Consider the following 19,820-nt stretch of genomic DNA (forward strand, 5'->3'; position numbering starts at 1 on the left):
CGGTTATGATAGGACTATTGGGTATTTGTGTAAATTTTCTGTAACATTTACGGTTTTTTATGGACTAATCAGCTAGGATATTGCTCAAAAAATACAGAATTTTACAAAAGTTAAACACGTCACTATGTTGTTATACCTACGACTGCTAAAAGAAAGTCTGAGTTTTGCACTCAATGCTTTGCGGAATAATAAATTGCGAACCCTGTTATCGCTGTTAGGTGTTACAATTGGTATCTTCTCGATTATTGCCGTGTTGGCGGCTGTCGATTCGATGGACCGTAAAATCAAAAATGACCTTAGCGGATTGGATAAAAATACGATCTACCTGATGCGTTTTTCATTCGGACCATCGGATATACCACAATGGAAACGCGAGCAATTCCCGGATGTAACCTACGAAGAATTCGACTATCTGAAACGGTCGTTAAACGATCTGGATAAGATTTCATTCAATCTGTTTACCCGTAAAGAAAATATCAAATACGAATCGAATACGGTGAGCAGTATTAATGTGACCCCGTGTACCAATGAGTTTATCGATATTGAAAAGTTAAAATTTGCACAGGGACGTTTTTTTAACGAAGCAGAATCCAATTCGGGCTCGCCGGTAATCATTATTGGAAGCGAAGTCGCAACAGGATTGTTTGGGACGATGGATCCGATGGGTAAAAAAATACGTTTATACGGACAACGGTTTACAGTGATTGGTGTTCTGGATAAAGAAGGATCAAGTACTTTCGGACCGAGTAGAGACGTTTCGGTTTTCCTACCGGTAAATTTCCTAAGACGATTATACGGTGATAATAGTGATATGCTAACACCGGCGATTCTGATAAAACCGGTAAAAGGTGTGGATATTGAAGCTTTTAAAGGCGAATTGATCCAAAAGCTACGTACTTTCAGAGGGCTAAAAACCGGAGATATCAATAACTTTTTTATTAATGTATTATCCGGATTCACGGATCTGATCGATAATATCGTCGGGCAAATGAATGTGGTAGGCTGGATTATCAGTGGTTTTTCCCTGTTGGTAGGCGGTTTCGGAATTGCCAACATTATGTTTGTGTCGGTAAAAGAACGCACCAACCTGATCGGAATACAGAAAGCTTTAGGAGCGAAAAACCGATTTATATTGTTCCAATTCCTGTTTGAAGCCGTTATTCTATCGGTAATCGGAGGATTGGTCGGAATGTTTTTGGTTTGGATTATTGCTTTGGTTTTGTCGAAAGTATTGGACTTTGAATTTGTACTGGGCTTTTGGAATATCATTATCGGAACGTCACTTGCCGCTTTTATCGGATTAATTTCCGGAATTATCCCGGCGATTTCAGCCTCCAAACTGGATCCGGTGGAAGCGATCCGAAGCGGAATGTAAACACGGGTAAAAAAAAACACCTGACAGGTTTTCAAAACCTGTCAGGTGTGAAATACTATAGTAGTATTTATACTATTATGCAGAAGCAGTCGCTACGTTTTTATCGATTTTATTGACCAACCCAACTAAAACTTTACCCGGACCTACTTCTGTAAACAAAGTCGCACCGTCGGCAATCATTTGTTGTACGGATTGCGTCCATTTTACCGGAGCGGTTAATTGTGTGATCAAATTCTTTTTGATTTCAGCAGGATCCGAAACAGCTTTTGCCGGTACGTTTTGGTATACGGGACAAATAGGCGTGTTAAATGTAGTTGCTTCGATAGCTGCTGCCAGTTCTTCGCGGGCCGGTTCCATCATAGGTGAGTGGAAGGCACCGCCAACCGGAAGGATTAAGGCACGTTTTGCTCCGGCTTCTTTCATCGCTTCGCAGGCTTTTTCCACAGCCGTTAACTCACCGGAAATTACCAACTGACCCGGGCAATTGTAATTGGCAGCTACAACCACTCCGTCGATTGAAGCACATACCTCTTCCACTACTTTATCCTCAAGACCTAAAACGGCCGCCATAGTAGATGGAGTGATTTCGCAGGCTTTTTGCATCGCCATAGCTCTTTGGGAAACCAATTTCAAAGCATCTTCAAACGATAAGGTTCCGTTGGCAACCAAAGCCGAAAATTCCCCTAACGAGTGACCGGCAACCATTTCCGGTTTAAAGTCGTCACCAAGGGTTTTGGCCAAAATAACCGAATGTAAAAAAACAGCCGGTTGTGTTACTTTGGTTTCTTTTAATTGTTCGGCAGTACCTTCAAACATAATGTCGGTAATGCGAAAACCTAATATCTCGTTTGCTTTTTCGAATAGCGCTTTAGCCAGTGCCGAATTTTCGTATAATTCTTTACCCATTCCGGTAAACTGCGCGCCCTGACCTGGAAATACATATGCTTTCATATTCTTCTCTGTTGGTTTTGTTTGTTATTGACGGACAAAAATAGTGTTTTTTAGCATATTGGAAAGCAGATTGTTGCCGAGGCTAAAATAAGAAACCGTTGCAGTTTCCCTAAAAAGGTAGACTGCAACGGTTCTATTTAAAACCAGATTATGAAATAATTATTGCTTTACAAGTTGTAATTCGATGTTTAAACGAACGTCGTCACTCACTAATACACCACCGGCTTCCAAAGCGGAATTCCAGTTTAAGCCCCAGTCTTTACGGCTGATTTTTCCGGAAATATTTAATCCGGCTTTGGTATTACCCCAAGGGTCTTTCATCAATCCGCTGAATTCTACCGGTAGTTTTACAAATTTAGTAACACCACGTAAGCTAAGATCACCAGATAATTCGTAGTTGTCGTCGTCTACTTTGGTAAAAGATGACGCTTTAAAAGTCAGTTTTGGATGGTTCTCCGCATCGAAAAAGTCAGCACTTTTTAAATGGTTGTCACGATCGGCATTTCGGGTGTCCACCGAATTCACATCGGCTGAAAAGCTAATCGAAGCATTTTCGAAGTTATCACCATCGGTTGTGATGGTAGCGTCGTAGTTTTCGAATTTACCGGAAACATTAGTAAACATCATGTGTTTTACTTTAAATCCTATTTCTGAGTGTGTCGGGTCAATTGCCCATTTTGTAGTTGCCATACTGATATGTTTTAAAAGTTTTACTATTGTTTTTAAATTTTTTATTTATTCGATTTCCATCGGAACCTCCATTAATAGAAACTCCGCATCAGTAGTAGCCGTAATGGTTACTTTATCGGTATTCCAGATTCCCAATCCGTCGCGGGTATCTAAAGCTTGATCATTTACAGAAACGGCGCCTTTTAATACAAAAACATAAAGTCCGTTACCTTCTTTTTTAAAGGTATAATCGGTTGTCACACCAGCGTCGAATTTCCCCATGTGAAACCAGGCATCCTGATGGATCCAAACGCCTTCGTCATCCGGATTTGGAGAAAGTACCTGTTGCAATACATTATGTCTTTCGTCTTCGTTTAATGTGATTTGATCATAGCGTGGAGCCACATTTCGTTTGTTTGGGAAAACCCATATTTGAAGGAACTTAACTTCTTTGTCGGCGTTTTTGTTGTATTCGCTATGGCGTACACCCGTTCCGGCGCTCATCACCTGGATATCTCCTTTTTTGATAACGGTTTTGTTGCCCATACTGTCCTGATGTTCCAGATCGCCTTCCAACGGAATACTGATGATTTCCATATTGTCGTGTGGATGGGTTCCAAATCCCATTCCGGCGGCTACGGTGTCGTCGTTTAAAACGCGTAAGGCTCCGAAATGAACCCTTTCCGGATTAAAATAATTCGCGAAACTAAAGGTGTGGAAACTTTGTAACCAGCCGTGATTGGCGTTTCCTCTGGTGTTGGCTTTATGCAATACGATATTTTCCATAATCTTTGAGTTTGTGTTTTGAATATGATTAAATCCTACGGTTTCTTGTGGGGCGGAAATAGCTTCTTTGGCTAGTGCCGTTCCGGTGATGACTGCTCCGGTTCCCAGTAAACTTTTTTTGATAAAATCTTTTCGGTTCATAACGGTTATTTTGATAGTTCAAAGATACAACCGATTGATAACGAATACACTTAACCTAGATTAAGAAATAAAAAAATCCCCGTTACAAGTCGTTGAACGGGGATTAGAAGTTTATTTTTTGAGTAATCGGGCTTTCATCTTACTGAAAAACTCCGGTGTTACTCCTATATAAGAAGCGATTTGTTTTTGCGGCAGACAATGAATCAGATCCGGATGTTTTTTGGTAAACTTATCATAACGCGCTTCAGCGGTAAAACTAAGATTATCAATTAACCGCTGCTGATTGGCGACCAGCGAGTTTTCGATCAATATTCTAAAAAAGCGTTCCATTTTAGGAACTTCATCATAAAGTCGCTCCTGATTTTCTTTGGACAACATAATAACTTCCGAGTCTTCATTGGTTTCGATATACAATTGTCCGGGACGTTGCGACAGATAACTGTACATGTCGGCAATCCACCAACCGGGTGAGGCAAAACTCACCACATGTTCTGCACCGTTTTCATCAATCGTATAACTGCGCAAAATACCTTTGATCACAAAATAGGAGTGAAGGCATATTTCGCCCTCCTTTAATAAAATGCGTTTGGCTTTATAGGATTGAAATTCCGTAGCCGACACCACGCGTTCCTGTTCTTCGGGCGTTAGTGTTACATATCGGGCAATTGTATCAAGGAGTAGGTTCATTTTTTAGGCGTTTACGGTTATCAAAGTAGCGGTTTCTTTGGCTCTTTCGGTAATCGATTCGATAGGAGTTTCCAGTGTATCGCTGGTTAACACAACACCCATTCGACGGTACGGTCTGGAAGTCGGTTTTCCAAATATTCTGAAATCTGTTTTCGGTAAAGCGGCTACTTTTTCAATTCCGGTATAGGTTGGCTGTTCGGAATTTTCCGAAGCTAATATCACGGCACTGGCACCGTTTTTTTCTAAGGTGACGGCTGCAATCGGCAGACTCAAAATGGCGCGCAGGTGTAATTCAAACTCGTTAAAATTTTGTGTTCCGGCTAAAGTTACCATTCCGGTGTCGTGCGGACGCGGTGATAATTCGGAAAAATAAACGCCTTCGTCTGTCAGGAAAAATTCTACGCCAAATAATCCGGCACCACCTAAGGCTTCGGTTACTTTTTGTGCCATATCCTGTGCTTCTGCAATATCCTTGTCCGATACACGAGCCGGTTGCCAGCTTTCCTGGTAATCCCCGCGTTCTTGTCGGTGACCGATTGGCGCACAGAAAAGCGTCGGGTTGTTATTTTGTGTTATGGTTAATAAGGTGATTTCAGAATGAAAATTTATAAAAGCTTCTACGATTACTTCCACCACATCGCCACGGGAACCGTCTACGGCATATTGCCAGGCTTTAGCGATATCGCCTTCCGATTTAATCGTCGACTGCCCTTTTCCGGATGACGACATTAAGGGTTTTACCACACAGGGAATACCGACTTCTGAAACGGCTTTTTCCAGTTCAGACGCCGAAGTAGCATAGCGGTAATTTGCGGTGCGCAAGCCTAAATCTTTAGCAGCCAAATCGCGGATCGCTTTTCGGTTCATCGTAAAGTTGGCTGCTTTGGCCGATGGAACCACGGTGATACCTTGTTTTTCATAATCGTAAAAACGTTCGGTACGAATGGCTTCAATTTCCGGCACGATAAAATCGGGTTGGTGTTTGGCTATTATAGTATCCAGAGCGGCACCGTCAAGCATGTTGATCACTTCATAACCATGAGCCACCTGCATGGCCGGAGCGTTAGCATAGCTATCGACAGCGATTACGGTTTGTCCGATACGTTGTGCAGCAATTACAAATTCTTTTCCGAGTTCGCCGGAACCTAATAGTAGTATTTTTTTAGTCATTGTAGTGTGTTGTATTTTAGTAGTTTGTTGTTGTGAATTGTCGGAGCGACCGTTAAAAAAAAGTCCCGACATTGCCGGGACGTAAATTTATGCTAAAACTTCCGAAGTTGCTACCGCTTCTTTAATACGGTGCAAAGCTTCTTTTAGTAGATCGTCGCTGGTTGCGTATGAAAAACGGATACAGTTCGGGTTTCCGAAGGCATCACCTGTTACTGTGGCAACATTGGCTTCGGCCAAAAGATACATCGCGAAATCATCTGCATTGTTGATCAATGTACCGCGTAAAGTTTTTCCGAAGAAAGCCGAAACATCGGGGAAAACGTAGAAAGCACCTTCCGGCACGTTAATTTTCATTCCTGGAATTTCTTTAATCAAACCAACTACAAGATCGCGTCGTTGTTGGAACGCCTGAACCATGTGTTTTAATACGGTTGGATCGGCTTCAACTGCGGCAATCGTTGCGCGTTGTGCGATGGTATTGGCACCACTGGTAACCTGACCCTGCATTTTGGTACAGGCTTTGGCGATAAATTCCGGTGCACCGATATAACCGATTCTCCATCCGGTCATGGCAAAAGCTTTGGCTACTCCGTTTACTGTGATGGTTCTGTCTAACATACCCGGAATAGACGCGATACTGCAATACGATCCGGTGAAGTTAATATGCTCGTAAATCTCATCCGATACAACATAAACCGAAGGATGTTTTTCCAATACGGCTACCAATGCCGTTAATTCTTCTTTGCTATATACCGAGCCACTTGGATTACAGGGAGAACTGAACCACATCATTTTGGTTGCTGGTGTAATCGCTGCTTCCAGTTGTTCCGGAGTGATTTTAAAGTCACTTTCAATGCTTGTCGGAACTTCTACCGGAACACCACAGGCCATTTTGATGATTTCGTAATAACTTACCCAGTATGGTGCTGGTAAAATCACTTCGTCACCAGGGTTGATCATTACCTGTGCAATGTTATATAACGATTGTTTCGCACCGGTTGATACTACAATTTGAGACGGTTTGTAGTCTAATCCGTTATCTCGTTTGAATTTTTTACAAATAGCTTCCTTTAATTCCAGGTAACCTTCTACGGGAGGATACGAACTGTAATTATCGTGAATGGCCTGAATAGCGGCTTCTTTGATAAAGTCGGGCGTGTTAAAGTCAGGTTCGCCAAGACTTAAACTGATGATGTCTATTCCGGCGGCTTTTAATTCTCGGGCTTTGGCAGCCATGGCCAGGGTTTGCGATGTCGATAAATTATTAATTCTATCAGAAAGCGGATTCATAAAAATGATTTTGTTTTGAAGTTTATGGTTTATACGTAGTTTTTAAGCAATAGCCGGTTTTTGCCCCATTTCTTTTAAGTGTTTGAAATGTGAGTAAACCGCAGAACGCATCGTTTGAAATTCGTAATACGGAAGGTTGCATTCCATTGCCGTTTGTTTTACGATTTCGCCGATTTTACTATAGTGAATATGACTGATGTTCGGGAAAATATGATGCTCGATCTGGTGATTTAAGCCGCCGGTATACCAGTTGACGATTTTGTTTTTCGGTGCAAAATTGGCGGTTGTATATAATTGATGAACGGCCCAGGTGTTCTCCAATTCTCCGTTTTCGTCCGGTTGCGGGTGTTGAATGTCTTCTACAACGTGTGCCAATTGGAATACCACACTTAGGATTAATCCGGCAGTATAGTGCATGATAAAGAATCCTAATAATACTTCCCACCAAACGATTCCTAAAAGCATCGGAAGAATTAACCATAAGGCAAAATAAATGATTTTGGTAATAACCAATGTGGTCCATAGTTTAAACGGACTAGGGAATTCACCATACGATAATTTTCGTTTGATATAACGTCGCATCTGACGGAAATCGGTGGTAATCGCCCAGTTAAACGTTAGTAAACCATATAGAAAAATGGAATAGTATTGTTGGAAACGGTGCATTGGCGACCATTTGGCGTGTTCAGTAAAACGGATAATTCGGCCTGCGTCAAGGTCTTCATCATGACCGTGGATATTGGTGTAGGTATGGTGCAATACATTGTGTTGTACCTGCCAGTTGTATACATTTCCGGCCAGGATATACATACTACCGCCCATAATTTTATTTAACCAGGGTTTTGAAGAGTAGGCGCCGTGGTTTCCGTCGTGCATCACGTTCATTCCAACACCGGCCATTCCAACGCCAATCAGAATCGTCATTAGTAAATGGATCCATAGCGGCATACTAATGGTTAGAATTAAAAAATACGGTACCAAAAAGATACTGAACATGATAATGGTCTTCATGTGTAGTTTCCAGTTTCCGGTTTTCTTGATATTGTTTTCCTTAAAATAATCGTTAACTCGTTTGTTTAGTGTCCTGAAAAATTTTAAACTATCGGTTTTTGAAAAAAGTGGAGTCTGTTTTATCATAAGTTTATTAAAATGCAAAATTTCCGTTCAAAGGTAATTATTAATAGAAATGTAATAGGTTAAAAATGAAAAAAAATGATGGGTAAAATGCTTACTTTTGTGGAAAATTTTGAATAATGCAGGATATTGTAAAGTATTTTCCTAATCTAACAGAAGATCAGGTTTCTAAGTTTCGTGAATTGGAAGTTTTGTATAAAGATTGGAACGCTAAAATTAATGTGATTTCGAGAAAAGATATAGACGAATTATACGAAAAACACGTATTGCATTCGCTGGGAATTGCGAAGATACAGGAGTTTAAACCGGGATCGAAAATTATGGATGTGGGCACCGGAGGCGGTTTTCCGGGAATTCCGTTGGCGATACTGTATCCTGAGGTGGATTTTTATCTGATTGATGTAATAGCCAAAAAAATCCGTGTGGTAAATGAAGTGGCAACCGCTTTGGGATTGCATAATGTCAAAGCCGAACAAATGCGGGCGGAAAACGTAAAAGAAGAATTTGATTTTATCGTAAGTCGGGCGGTAACCAATATGCCGGATTTTGTAAAATGGGTAAAGGATAAGGTGAAGAAAAAGCAAAATCACGAACTGAAAAACGGGATTCTTTATTTAAAAGGGGGCGATCTGACCGAAGAGTTACAGGATTTTCCAAAAGCAACGCAATATGATCTTTCCGATTATTTTAAAACAGAATTTTTTGAAACCAAAAAAGTGGTGCATTTGCCATTAAAATATAAGGTGTAAAAACCGGATGGATTTACTAAAACAAAAAAGCGTGCTTTAGCACGCTTTTTTGTTTTAGTACACCTGACAGGTTTTCAAAACCTGTCAGGTGTGTGATATTCTGTTATCCTAAGAATGGATATCTGTAATTTGTTGGCGGAACGAAAGTCTCCTTAATGGTTCTAGGCGATACCCAACGCATTAAGTTTAATACCGAACCGGCTTTGTCGTTAGTTCCGGATGCTCTTGCGCCACCGAAAGGTTGTTGTCCTACAACAGCTCCGGTTGGTTTATCGTTGATATAGAAGTTTCCGGCTGCATTTTCAAGGGCTTTTGTAGCCTGCTCGATAGCATAACGATCCTGACTGAAGATAGCTCCTGTTAAAGCATATTCAGAAGTACTGTCAACTAAAGCAAGCGTTTCTTCCCATTTCGCATCTTCGTATACATAAATAGTCAACACAGGTCCGAATAATTCGGTTTCCATAGTGGTGTATTTTGGATTTGTAGTAACGATTACCGTTGGTTCGATAAAATATCCAACCGATTTGTCGTAGTTACCACCGGCAATAATTTCAGCATCGTTGTCTTTTTTTGCCTGATCGATAAATCCGGCTAATTTGTCGAAAGAACTTTCGGAAATTACGGCAGATACAAAGTTAGATGGATCTTCCGGTGACCCCATTTTCATAGAAGCGATATCGGCAACTAACAATTCTTTAACTTGCGACCAGGTTGATTTTGGTAAATACGCTCTGGAAGCCGCCGAACATTTTTGTCCCTGATATTCGAAAGCACCTCTTGATAAAGCGGTAGCCACCTGAGCCGGAATAGCTGATGGATGTGCTACTACGAAATCTTTACCTCCGGTTTCCCCTACGATTCTAGGGTATGTTTTGTATTTGCTGATATTTTGTCCGATTTTAGCCCACATATCGTTGAAAACGCCTGTAGAACCTGTAAAGTGGATACCTGCGAAATCAGGACTTGCCAATAATGTATCGGAAATCATTGAAGAGTTACCATACACTACGTTGATAACACCTGCCGGTAAACCAGCCTCTTTGAAAACCTCAACAATTACATTCGCTGAGTAAATTTGCGTAGCACTTGGTTTCCATACTACTACGTTCCCCATTAAAGCTGGAGAAGCGGGTAAGTTTCCAGCAATAGCGGTAAAGTTAAAAGGAGTGATCGCATATACGAAACCTTCTAACGGACGGTGCTCTACACGATTCCAAACGCCTTCTGACGAAATTGGTTGTTCGGCATACACCTGAGTCATAAACTGAACGTTGAAACGTAAGAAATCAATTAACTCACAAGCCGAGTCAATTTCCGCCTGGTGAACGGTTTTTGCTTGTGCAATCATCGTAGCGGCATTGATTTTAGCACGGTAAGGACCTGCTAATAAATCGGCTGCTTTTAAGAAAATAGAAGCACGGTGTTCCCACGAAAGGGCGGCCCATTTTTTCTTTGCTTCCAGCGCTGTGCTAATCGCTTTTTCGATATGCTCTTTTTCGGCTTGGTGGTATTGTCCCACGATGTGTTTATGGTCGAATGGAGGTGTTAGGTTTTTGGTGTTTCCGGTACGGATTTCTTCACCACCTATATATAAAGGTACATCAACATTGGCGTTGTACAATTCTTTGAAAGTTGCTAAAACAGCATCTCTTTCCGGCGTACCTGGCGCATACGATTTTACAGGTTCGTTAACGGCTTTAGGTACATTATAAATTCCTTTTGGCATAACAATTTGTATTTATTATTTATCAAATTTTCGCGTAGCGAAGATACAAATTATTCACGAAAAAGGTGTTTTTTGTGGTGTTAATGCTTTGGTAAAAAATGAATTAATTCAAGGCAAAAGGAGCGCTTAACCGGAATGTAGGAATTATTACACGGAAGGAGCGGGTTGAGGTGAAATTGATCATGTTGAAATACCCGCGCATGGCTCCAAACGGTGAAGAAAGCAGGCATCCGGAGCTGTAGGTGTGTTTTTCACCCGGTTTGAGTACCGGCTTTTTACCGATCACGCCTTCGCCGTCAACAATCTCAAGATCGTTAAGGGAGTCGTAAATCTCCCAGTGACGCGAGTTCAATTGAACGGAATCCTTGCTTTGGTTTTCGATCGTGATCTCATAACTAAAGGCAAAGTGAATCTTGTAGTTTTTGAAGTAAGTGCCTTCAAAACTAGTCAGAACTGAAATTTTTATGCCTCTGGTTATTTGTGAAACCATAATTTTTCCGATTGGATTTTTGGGAAATAATTCCAAAAATAGCAAATATTTGAATCGATTCGGATAAATTTAAAACTTTTTTAATTCGTGATGTTTTCAGAAGTGGCAAAACCACGTCCGATGATTTTGTCATAGCGGTCGTTGTTTCCGCGATAATACACAATTACAAAATAATTGTTTTCCGTTTGGTAGAAATTGCCGTCAATAGCGTTCTGATTGTCTACTTTACCCTTGGCATCCAATAAAACATATTGGTAGTTTACAAAACCTTGTTTCAGTAAAATAGCCTTTTCATAAACACCTTTCTGCGCGTTAAAATCCATTTTGTTTTCGGGTGCCAGAGCAAAATTGTTAAACATCCCGTTTATGTAAATGTCTTTCTTATCGATAGTTGTTGGCGGAATCAATGTAAAATAAACCCAGGCGTAATCGGCTTCGGTTTCACCGTTTTCGGAGCCAATGTTGCGTACGTAAAAACTACCGTTAATATCCGGATAATAGGTGTACGGTTTGTCACCTCTCGGAGAATTGGCAAATAACAGGGAATTGTAAATTTCACCGGAAGTCACCTTTCCCACATTATTACCGGGATTACGAATGTCTTTATTGTCGAAATACAAAAACTCGTTACCACCCCAAAACTGGGTTTCCTGATTGTAACGGTAAATCAGATCGGAACCTAAGGTATATTGCGGTTTGATATTTAAAATGGCATTGTCCCATCGTCCGTTTTGTAATAAGGCGACTTTGATATTCTGAACCGGATTTTGCAGCGTGTTATTGTCGCCCATTTTGATCGTAAAGTCCAGATTTTGCTTTTTCTCGATATCGGTCAGGTTACGGGAACGTTTGATCTGTAATGCAACGGACAGGTTTTCTTCATAAACGATAAAACGTCGGGAAAAAACAAGCTCCTGATTGTCGTTAAAAATCTTGATCATATAATTACCGGATAATAATATACGGTTAAAACGATTCGGGAAGGCCTGTTTGTAATGCGAATAAATCTGGAGCGTATTAAAAGAATTCTGATACGTCATAATTCTCTGATTGTCCATTCCCTGAAGGTATTCCGATTTGGCCAGTATGGTTGGCGTCCAGTCGTAATTGTATTGGGTAATCGTATAGTAATAATCGGCTTCGTTACCAAATAAATCATCAAACTGTAATTCGAAAGTATCACCCAGACGAAACATCGGAATGGTATTGGCACCGCTTTGAACAAACGACACGGTTTTGATGTTGAACGGCGGATTTACTTCCTTTTCAACCTGAGAAAAAACGGAAGCTGAACCGGATAATACAAAAGACAGAAGCAGTAAAAATCGTAGTTTTTTGTGAAATAACATAGGGCTTTTTTGAATTGTCAGTGAGGTAAAGATAAACAATTCGCTACAACAATCCGTTAAAAAAAGCTATGCGTTACGGATTTTATTTGCGACAAACGGGAATTATTTCCCCTTTGGCCAGACAATACCGTTCTACGAGTTCCGGTGCAATTTTTTGGGTATAATCGTCTTCGGTTACCGTAAAGCCTATACTGCGAAGCTTGTCAAAATAATCCCGTCCGTACACGCGCACATGATCATACTGACCAAAAATGGCCGCCCGTTCTTTAGGGTCGGTAATGGAATCGTCTTCGAAAGTTGTGGCGCGGTTTAAATCCTGCGGAATCTGGAAAATCCCCATCCCTCCCGGTTTTAAAACACGGTATAATTCCTGCATGGCTTTGGTATCGTCCGGAATGTGTTCCAAAACGTGGTTGCACAAAATCAGGTCGTAGGAGTTATCGGCAAACGGAAGATTACAAATATCGGCCTTAACATCGGCCAGTGGCGAAAGGAGGTCGGTTGTAGTGTACTCTAAATTTTTCTGGTTTCGGAATCGTTTGTAAAAAGCCTGTTCCGGTGCAAAGTGCAACACTTTTTTAGGTGCGGTAAAGAAATCGGTTTCATTTTTCAGATACAGCCAAAGCAAACGATGCCTTTCCAGCGAAAGTGTGCTGGGCGACAATACGTTATTCCGTTGTGTTCCGTATCCGTAAGGAAGAAAACTACGGAAACTTTTACCATCGATCGGATCGGTAAAGGTATTTCCTTTTAAGGCTAAAGCCAGAACAGGACGTACAACATAACTCAGACGGATCAGTAACGGTCTCGGAATAGTATTTAGTATAAATTTGAAAGCGGATTTCATGTACAGGAGTTTATCATGCAGACACTATATAATAATAGCGTCTGCATAGGGCTTGTTTTTAGAGTACTAAAGCTTGTTTTCGGAATTCGTTTTCTTCGTCGGATTGAATCCCTAATGCCTGATAGATGTATTGGAAAGTGGATAATAATTCCGGTTTTCCATCCACTATAGCGACATCATGCTCAAAATGAGCGCTTGGTTTTCCGTCTCGGGTCGAAATAGTCCATCCGTCTTTTAAATGCTTGATGTTTCGGGTTCCCATGTTAATCATCGGTTCAATAGCAACAACCATCCCCTCAATGAAAAGTTTTCCACGACCTCTTTTACCGTAGTTTGGCATTTCCGGTTCTTCGTGCATTTTACGGCCTAAACCATGTCCGACTAATTCGCGAACCACGCCGTATCCATGACCTTCGGCATATTTTTGAATCGCATTTCCAACGTCTTCCACGCGGTTTCCGATTTTAAATTCACGGATACCTACATATAAGGATTCTTTGGTAACCTGAAGTAATTTTTTCGTTTCGGGCGCAACATCACCGATTTCGAAAGTATAGGCGTGATCTCCGTAAAACTCATTTTTAATAACACCACAGTCAACCGAAACAATATCGCCTTCCTGAATCGGTCGGTCGGTTGGTAAACCGTGGACAACTTGGTCATTTACACTGGTCAATAAGGTCGACGGACATCCGTATAATCCTAAAAATCCCGGGATGGCCTGGTGATCTCTGATAAAAGTTTCAGCTAATTTATCCAGTTGAAGCGTAGTGACACCGGGTTTGATTTCGCCGGCAATCATCCCTAAGGTTTTGGAAACCAACAGGGCACTCTCACGCATTAATTCTATTTCTTCTCTTGTTTTAGGAATAATCATAACGTTATTTTTCAGACTGCAAAAGTACAATATTCTGTTGATTATTTTTAATTGAAATGCAGGTATGAGTTTTATCATATTTTCGTAACTTCTCTGAGTTTAATTTTACCCAAAAGTAAAGTGTATGAGCAAATATGTAACGGCAGCGGAAGCTGTTAAAGTAATAAAGTCAAACGATCGTATTTACGTTCAGGCGGCAGCGGCCACGCCAACCGTTTTGACTAAAGCGTTGGCCGAACGGGCATCCGAACTGAGAAATGTAGAATTATGTCATTTGCATACAGAAGGAGAAGCGGCTTACGCAAATCCGGAACTGATAGCAAGTTTTCACGTCAATTCTTTTTTTATCGGACAAAACGTCCGGCATACGATAGCGTCCGGAAACGGATCGTATACACCGGTGTTTTTAAGTGAATTGCCACATTTGTTCCGGAAGGGGGCTATTCCGTTGGATGTGGCTTTTATTCATGTATCACCACCGGATAGCCATGGCTATTGTTCGTTGGGTGTTTCGGTAGAAGCATCGATTGCCGCGGTGGAAAATTCTAAAATAGTGATTGCTCAGGTCAATCCGAATATGCCGCGAACCTTTGGGGATGGTATTCTACACGTTTCGGAAATCGATTATCTGGTTGAAGTCAATGAACCGATTCACGGGCACGGATCGAAAGAGATTAACCCGACCGAAGCTAAAATTGGGGAACTTGTAGCCGGGCTTATTGAAGACGAAAGTACCTTGCAAATGGGAATTGGCTCGATACCCAATGCGGTACTGGCGCAATTGGTAAATCATAAAAACCTGGGTTTGCATACCGAGATGTTTTCGGATGGGGTAATTGATCTTATTGAAAATGATGTGATCAACTGTAATTTTAAAGGTGTAAACCGCGGGCGAGCCTTAGCAACCTTTTTAATTGGTTCGCAACGGTTGTATGATTTTGTAAATGACAATCCGTTTATTGAAATGCGGGAATCGTCTTATGTAAACGATACTTCCGTAATTCGTAGAAATCCTAAAATGATAGCCATTAACTCGGCGATAGAAGTAGACATTACCGGGCAGGTTTGTGCCGATTCGATCGGCGCTAAAATGTATTCGGGTGTTGGAGGTCAGATGGATTTTGTTCGTGGAGCCTCACTCAGTAAAGGCGGAAAAGCGATTATTGCGTTACCATCGGTAACAAAAAGAGGAGAGAGTCGTATCGTACCGTATTTAAAACAGGGTGCCGGAGTGGTTACAACCCGTTCGCATGTGCAATATGTGGTTACGGAATATGGTATCGCCGATTTATACGGTAAGACACTAAAACAACGTTCGGACGAACTGGTAAAAATTGCGCATCCGGATCACCGGGAATGGATTGAGAAGGCCTATTATGAACTAAGTCATTTCAAATAAAAATAGAAAAAGCTCCATTCGGAGCTTTTTCTATTTTTGGATCGGATGTAAAAGCGAATGTTGTGTCATCGCAGCCGGTTTTTCGATTCCCATTAACTCTAGTATGGTTGGTGCAATATCGCCTAAAATACCATTGTCGATAAATTGTAATTCCTTGTCTACTAAAATAATAGGAACCGGATTCGTAGTGTGTGCCGTATTGGGTGTACCATCCGGATTGATCATGGTTTCACAATTACCGTGATCAGCAATTACAATAGTAGTATAATCGTTTGCCAAAGCGGTTTCGATGACTTCTTTTACGCAGATGTCAACGGCTTCACAGGCTTTAATCGCGGCTTCCATAACACCGGTATGGCCAACCATATCGCCATTGGCAAAATTCAGACAAACAAAATCCACGTCACCTTTTCGTAATTCCGGGATTAGGGCGTCTTTAAGATCGAAGGCACTCATCTCCGGTTTCAGATCATAGGTAGCAACCTTTGGCGACGGACATAAGAGTCGGCTTTCACCTATAAAAGGTTCTTCACGGCCACCGGAAAAGAAAAAGGTAACATGCGGGTATTTTTCCGTTTCGGCAATCCGGATTTGTTTTTTATGGTTTCTCTCCAGGACTTCTCCCAGTGTTTCGGTAATGTTTTCCTTGTCGTAAATGACGTGAACATTTTTATAGGTATCGTCATAATTGGTCATTGTCACATAATACAAATCCAGTTTGTGCAGGTTTTGCTCGTGCAGGTCTTTTTGCGACAACACCTCGGTTAACTGGCGTCCGCGGTCGGTTCTGAAATTAAAGAAAATCACCACATCACCGTCTTTTACTGTAGCAATCGGATGCTGTTGTTCGTCAACGATAACAATTGGTTCGATAAACTCATCGGTCACATTATTATGATAACTGGCCAAAACACTTAATACCGGATTGGTAGAAGGTGTACCTTGTCCGTTTACGATAAGATCATACGCTTTTTTGATACGTTCCCATCTTTTATCGCGATCCATAGCATAATAACGTCCAATAATTGAGGCCAGTTTAGCATTGGAACGGTGTAGGTAATTTTCAAGATCCTCAATATATCGGGCGCCCGATTTCGGATCGACATCACGACCATCGGTAAAAGCGTGCACAAAAACGTTTTGTACTCCCGATTCCTGAGCGGCATCCAACAGACCTCTTAAATGAGACGTATGGGAATGCACACCACCATCGGAAACAAGACCTAAAAAGTGAACCGCTTTATGGTTCTTTTTGGCATAGTCGAAAGCGGCTTGTACTTCTTTTTCGTTATTTAACGTTTTGTTCTGAACGGCCAGATTAATTTTGGCCAGATCCTGGTAAATAATTCTTCCGGCACCAAGGTTCATATGACCCACTTCGGAATTTCCCATCTGACCTTCCGGAAGGCCAACATTTAGACCATCGGTACGTAACGAAGCATTTGGATATCGGGTATAAAGACTGTCAATAAAAGGCGTGTTGGCATTGTCGATTGCTGAAACTTTAGGATCGGGTGATTTTCCCCAACCATCCAGAATCATTAAAATAACTTTCTTTTTCATGTTTTGAACCATTTTTTGGCATTGTTGTAATCAATATAGTAGCGAAAACTAATTGATAGTGTGTTGTTAAGATTGTTGCTTAAAGTGTGCTCTAAATTATCAATAATATTTTTATTTAAGCGTCTTTCGGAGTGAATTGCGTTGTTGCGGTACAAAATTGACAACTGACTACCGGGCGCAAACCACCATGAATAGGATAAATCGAAGTTCCAGATTTTAAAATTGGAATTTTGATTCTCATTATAGGTTGCATTGGGAAGGAAATAACCATCGTCGGTTAGCGTAAGAAACGTAAGATTTTCGGCATACGACCAGTAATAACGTGCCTTCAAGTTGATGGTCATCTTGCTGTTAATCGAAAATTTTCCGGTTACGGTATTTTCGATGGTATTCCGGTTGCGATTCGCAAAGATGATCTGATCATTGTTGAAATCGACCCAGCCTTTTTCGTTGTTTTGACGACTCCAGTCCACCGCGTAAATCAATGTGAACTGATCGCTAAAACGGTACCTCGGACTAAGTCGGATTCCGTAATTGCGGCGTTTGTCCTGATCGTAAAAGTCTACAAACAGATTGGCATCCAGAGCAAATGGATAATTGTAATTGGTGGAAATATCAATCCAGTTAAACATATATTTCGGATTGTAAACATAACGTCCGTCTCGGCGCGGCTGGTAAAAATCGAAAGTTTCAAATGGCGAGACTAAAAAACCGGCTCCGAAATAATGGTTCTTTTTATCGGTCGTTTCCAGGTTAAATTCCAACGAAGCTTCCTGCGGCTTTCCAGTCACATTTTCCAGTTCGGTATAGGCAATTGTACTAATTTTAAAGGTGTTAAAAGTCTTATTCGGGTTTAGAATACGGTAACTACCATTAAACGTAACGTTATGATAGTTGGTCATAAAAATGATTCCCAAATCATTGATGTCGTATTGGTCTGATATATAGGAGGCATTCGTACTAAAGCGATAGTTGCCGCTGGTTTTTCCAAAGTTGAGATAGGCCGTATATCCGTTTCTATTTCCGTCGAAATCATTTACATGACTAAATTTTACATTTCCGGAAAGATTGTAGGTGTTGGCTTTGGTATTCAGGTCGAAAAGGAAAGCACTCACGTTTGCATCCCGAAAAGCACCTTCGCGGATTACGCTGGTATTAACTACTGAGACGGATGAATTTTTGCGGAAACGCTGATCCAGTACCAGAATGTTATAGTTGGCCAAAGGTTCGACCACTTCGGTACGGGTTGCGCCGGTTTCGGAATTTCGGATGGTCGCTTCGGCTTTTTCGGTAACCGCATTCATCACACCAATTCCGAGCCCTTTTGACGTCCGACCGGAAATTTTAACGGCATTGATCAGATTGATTCGTGACGGATATTGTTGTATTTCTTCCTTTTCGCCTACATCCGGTGAAGTAGACGGCGACCCGCCAATCCTACGGGAATACAGTAAACTGCCCTTGTTAAACATATCGGTTCCTTCGGTAAAAAAGGGTCGGTTTTCATTAAACTGCTGTTCAAACGGCCCAAGATTCAGGACGACATTGTCGAAGGCGGTTTGTCCGAAATCCGGTACAAGAATCGCATCGAGCGTAAACGAATCATTGATTCCGTATTTGATATCCATTCCGGCTTTAAACTCGGTATTGGTACCATTGGCTTTGTTCTGATTTATATAATAGGAAGAATAGGGAATCAGAAAGAGACGGGTAGGCGGTTTGATATCCCGGATTCCTTCTAAAATTCCGGCTTGTGTAATAGTATTTCCGATCTTATTATCGATCCGATTCCAGGTGAATTTCTGACGATCCCGACGAATTTCTCTAAAAAAATTCACGCCCCATATTTGTTCTTTTTGTTCGGAAAAACGCAGGGCGGCATATGGGATTTTCATTTCAACCGTCCAGCCATAATCGGTCAGATTGATATTGCTATACCAGATTCCATCCCAGGAATAATCTTCTCCGCTTTCGGTGGCAATGCAATCCATTTGTGTTCCGGCGGTACTCACAAAAAAGCGAAAATCCTGTTGCCCGTCGTTATACCCATTTATAAATATACCGAAAAAGTCGGACGTTCCGAATTTATCTCTTTCGGTGATTTCTTTTACAATTTTAGATGGATCATCATACAGAAAGGCGGCAATATAGATACCGTCGTCATCGTATAAAACCTTTACTTCGGTACGTTTTTCGTAAGGCGCGGGGTTTCCGTTATCGGGTTGAAAGGTGATAAAGCCGGTTGCAGCTTCTGCGTTTTTCCATTCGTTTTCGTTGGGTTTTCCATCAATAATAATAGTGTTTCTAAGCGGTGAAGCCTTAAGTCTTTTTTTATTTTGAAAGTCGGGTGTAACCTCCTGTCCGAAAATAAATGTTGCATTTATGGCAATAAAAACGATAAAAATTACGTTTTTCATTTAATTTTTGAGTTGAAATTAACAAATATACTTTTTTTAATTCTGTTTTGTAAGAATAAATGTTGTTTTAAATGTTAAAATGTGATAAAACGGAATTAAAATGTTAAATTTAGGGGGTAAATGATAAAAAACATTTGGTTGTTTGAAATTTATCTATATTTTTGGGCTCGACACACAGTAATATAATTAATAGAGTA

At 41.0% G+C, this 19,820-nt stretch carries 17 protein-coding genes; 3 read left to right on the forward strand and 14 right to left on the reverse strand.

All coding sequences use genetic code 11. The features are described 5' to 3' along the window. The first annotated feature begins 124 nt into the window (after positions 1-124). Entirely contained in the window at positions 125-1,375 is a 1,251-nt protein-coding gene (locus E6C50_RS05130) for an ABC transporter permease (RefSeq protein WP_136402148.1), read from the forward strand. A 75-nt stretch (positions 1,376-1,450) separates the two neighbouring features. Here the strand turns inward: E6C50_RS05130 and fabD are convergent, their stop codons facing one another. The 7 genes from fabD to E6C50_RS05165 all read right to left on the reverse strand — a co-directional run bounded on the left by fabD (position 1,451) and on the right by E6C50_RS05165 (position 8,206). Further along, the gene (gene fabD, locus E6C50_RS05135) at positions 1,451-2,326 is read right to left on the reverse strand and encodes an ACP S-malonyltransferase (protein ID WP_136402149.1); all 876 of its coding nucleotides are present in this window, start codon (positions 2,324-2,326) and stop codon (positions 1,451-1,453) included. A gap of 159 nt (positions 2,327-2,485) precedes the next feature. Next, positions 2,486-3,016 (reverse strand): YceI family protein, encoded by a 531-nt coding sequence (locus tag E6C50_RS05140; RefSeq protein WP_136402150.1) that lies wholly within the window; start codon positions 3,014-3,016, stop codon positions 2,486-2,488. 45 nt (positions 3,017-3,061) lie between these two features. Beyond that, positions 3,062-3,781, reverse strand: a complete 720-nt coding sequence (locus tag E6C50_RS05145; protein WP_136402903.1) for a pirin family protein — start codon at positions 3,779-3,781, stop codon at positions 3,062-3,064. Between the two features lie 252 nt (positions 3,782-4,033). Then, the gene (locus E6C50_RS05150) at positions 4,034-4,609 is read right to left on the reverse strand and encodes a Crp/Fnr family transcriptional regulator (RefSeq protein ID WP_136402151.1); all 576 of its coding nucleotides are present in this window, start codon (positions 4,607-4,609) and stop codon (positions 4,034-4,036) included. Between the two features lie 3 nt (positions 4,610-4,612). Then, positions 4,613-5,851, reverse strand: a complete 1,239-nt coding sequence (gene purT, locus E6C50_RS05155; protein ID WP_136402152.1) for a formate-dependent phosphoribosylglycinamide formyltransferase — start codon at positions 5,849-5,851, stop codon at positions 4,613-4,615. Between the two features lie 15 nt (positions 5,852-5,866). Next, entirely contained in the window at positions 5,867-7,069 is a 1,203-nt protein-coding gene (locus E6C50_RS05160; RefSeq protein WP_136402153.1) for a pyridoxal phosphate-dependent aminotransferase, read from the reverse strand. A 42-nt stretch (positions 7,070-7,111) separates the two neighbouring features. Continuing rightward, positions 7,112-8,206 carry a fatty acid desaturase family protein gene (locus tag E6C50_RS05165; RefSeq protein ID WP_136402154.1) on the reverse strand — a complete coding sequence of 365 codons (1,095 nt, stop codon included), beginning with the start codon at positions 8,204-8,206 and terminating at the stop codon, positions 7,112-7,114. Positions 8,207-8,322: 116 nt separating this feature from the next. Between E6C50_RS05165 and rsmG the strand changes: the two genes are divergently transcribed. After that, a complete protein-coding gene (gene rsmG / locus E6C50_RS05170) occupies positions 8,323-8,952 on the forward strand; it encodes a 16S rRNA (guanine(527)-N(7))-methyltransferase RsmG (RefSeq protein WP_136402155.1) in 630 nt (209 codons plus the stop codon). Positions 8,953-9,055: 103 nt separating this feature from the next. On the opposite strand, the gene pruA is transcribed toward rsmG, so the two are convergent. The 5 genes from pruA to map form a co-directional block, all read right to left on the reverse strand. Beyond that, a complete protein-coding gene (gene pruA / locus E6C50_RS05175) occupies positions 9,056-10,681 on the reverse strand; it encodes an L-glutamate gamma-semialdehyde dehydrogenase (protein WP_136402156.1) in 1,626 nt (541 codons plus the stop codon). A 103-nt stretch (positions 10,682-10,784) separates the two neighbouring features. Further along, complete coding sequence (gene apaG / locus E6C50_RS05180) at positions 10,785-11,171, reverse strand: Co2+/Mg2+ efflux protein ApaG (protein ID WP_136402904.1); 387 nt, start codon at positions 11,169-11,171, stop codon at positions 10,785-10,787. Between the two features lie 80 nt (positions 11,172-11,251). After that, positions 11,252-12,520, reverse strand: coding sequence for a type IX secretion system plug protein (locus tag E6C50_RS05185; RefSeq protein ID WP_136402157.1), 1,269 nt, complete (start codon positions 12,518-12,520; stop codon positions 11,252-11,254). Positions 12,521-12,602: 82 nt separating this feature from the next. Next, positions 12,603-13,367, reverse strand: coding sequence for a class I SAM-dependent methyltransferase (locus E6C50_RS05190; protein WP_136402158.1), 765 nt, complete (start codon positions 13,365-13,367; stop codon positions 12,603-12,605). 58 nt (positions 13,368-13,425) lie between these two features. Continuing rightward, positions 13,426-14,244 carry a type I methionyl aminopeptidase gene (map, locus tag E6C50_RS05195; protein ID WP_136402159.1) on the reverse strand — a complete coding sequence of 273 codons (819 nt, stop codon included), beginning with the start codon at positions 14,242-14,244 and terminating at the stop codon, positions 13,426-13,428. Between the two features lie 124 nt (positions 14,245-14,368). Here map and E6C50_RS05200 point away from each other — a divergent pair, with 124 nt between their 5' ends. Next, positions 14,369-15,643 (forward strand): acetyl-CoA hydrolase/transferase family protein, encoded by a 1,275-nt coding sequence (locus tag E6C50_RS05200; protein ID WP_136402160.1) that lies wholly within the window; start codon positions 14,369-14,371, stop codon positions 15,641-15,643. A 30-nt stretch (positions 15,644-15,673) separates the two neighbouring features. On the opposite strand, the gene gpmI is transcribed toward E6C50_RS05200, so the two are convergent. Both gpmI and E6C50_RS05210 read right to left on the reverse strand, forming a co-directional pair. Then, complete coding sequence (gene gpmI, locus E6C50_RS05205; RefSeq protein WP_136402161.1) at positions 15,674-17,206, reverse strand: 2,3-bisphosphoglycerate-independent phosphoglycerate mutase; 1,533 nt, start codon at positions 17,204-17,206, stop codon at positions 15,674-15,676. Then, on the reverse strand, positions 17,203-19,623 hold the full coding sequence (locus E6C50_RS05210) for a DUF5916 domain-containing protein (protein ID WP_136402162.1): 2,421 nt from the start codon (positions 19,621-19,623) through the stop codon (positions 17,203-17,205). Before E6C50_RS05210 ends, gpmI begins: the two co-directional genes overlap by 4 nt. Between the last annotated feature and the right edge of the window lie 197 nt (positions 19,624-19,820).

Source organism: Flavobacterium supellecticarium, from assembly GCF_004801375.1.
Classification (GTDB): Bacteria; Bacteroidota; Bacteroidia; order Flavobacteriales; family Flavobacteriaceae; genus Flavobacterium; species Flavobacterium supellecticarium.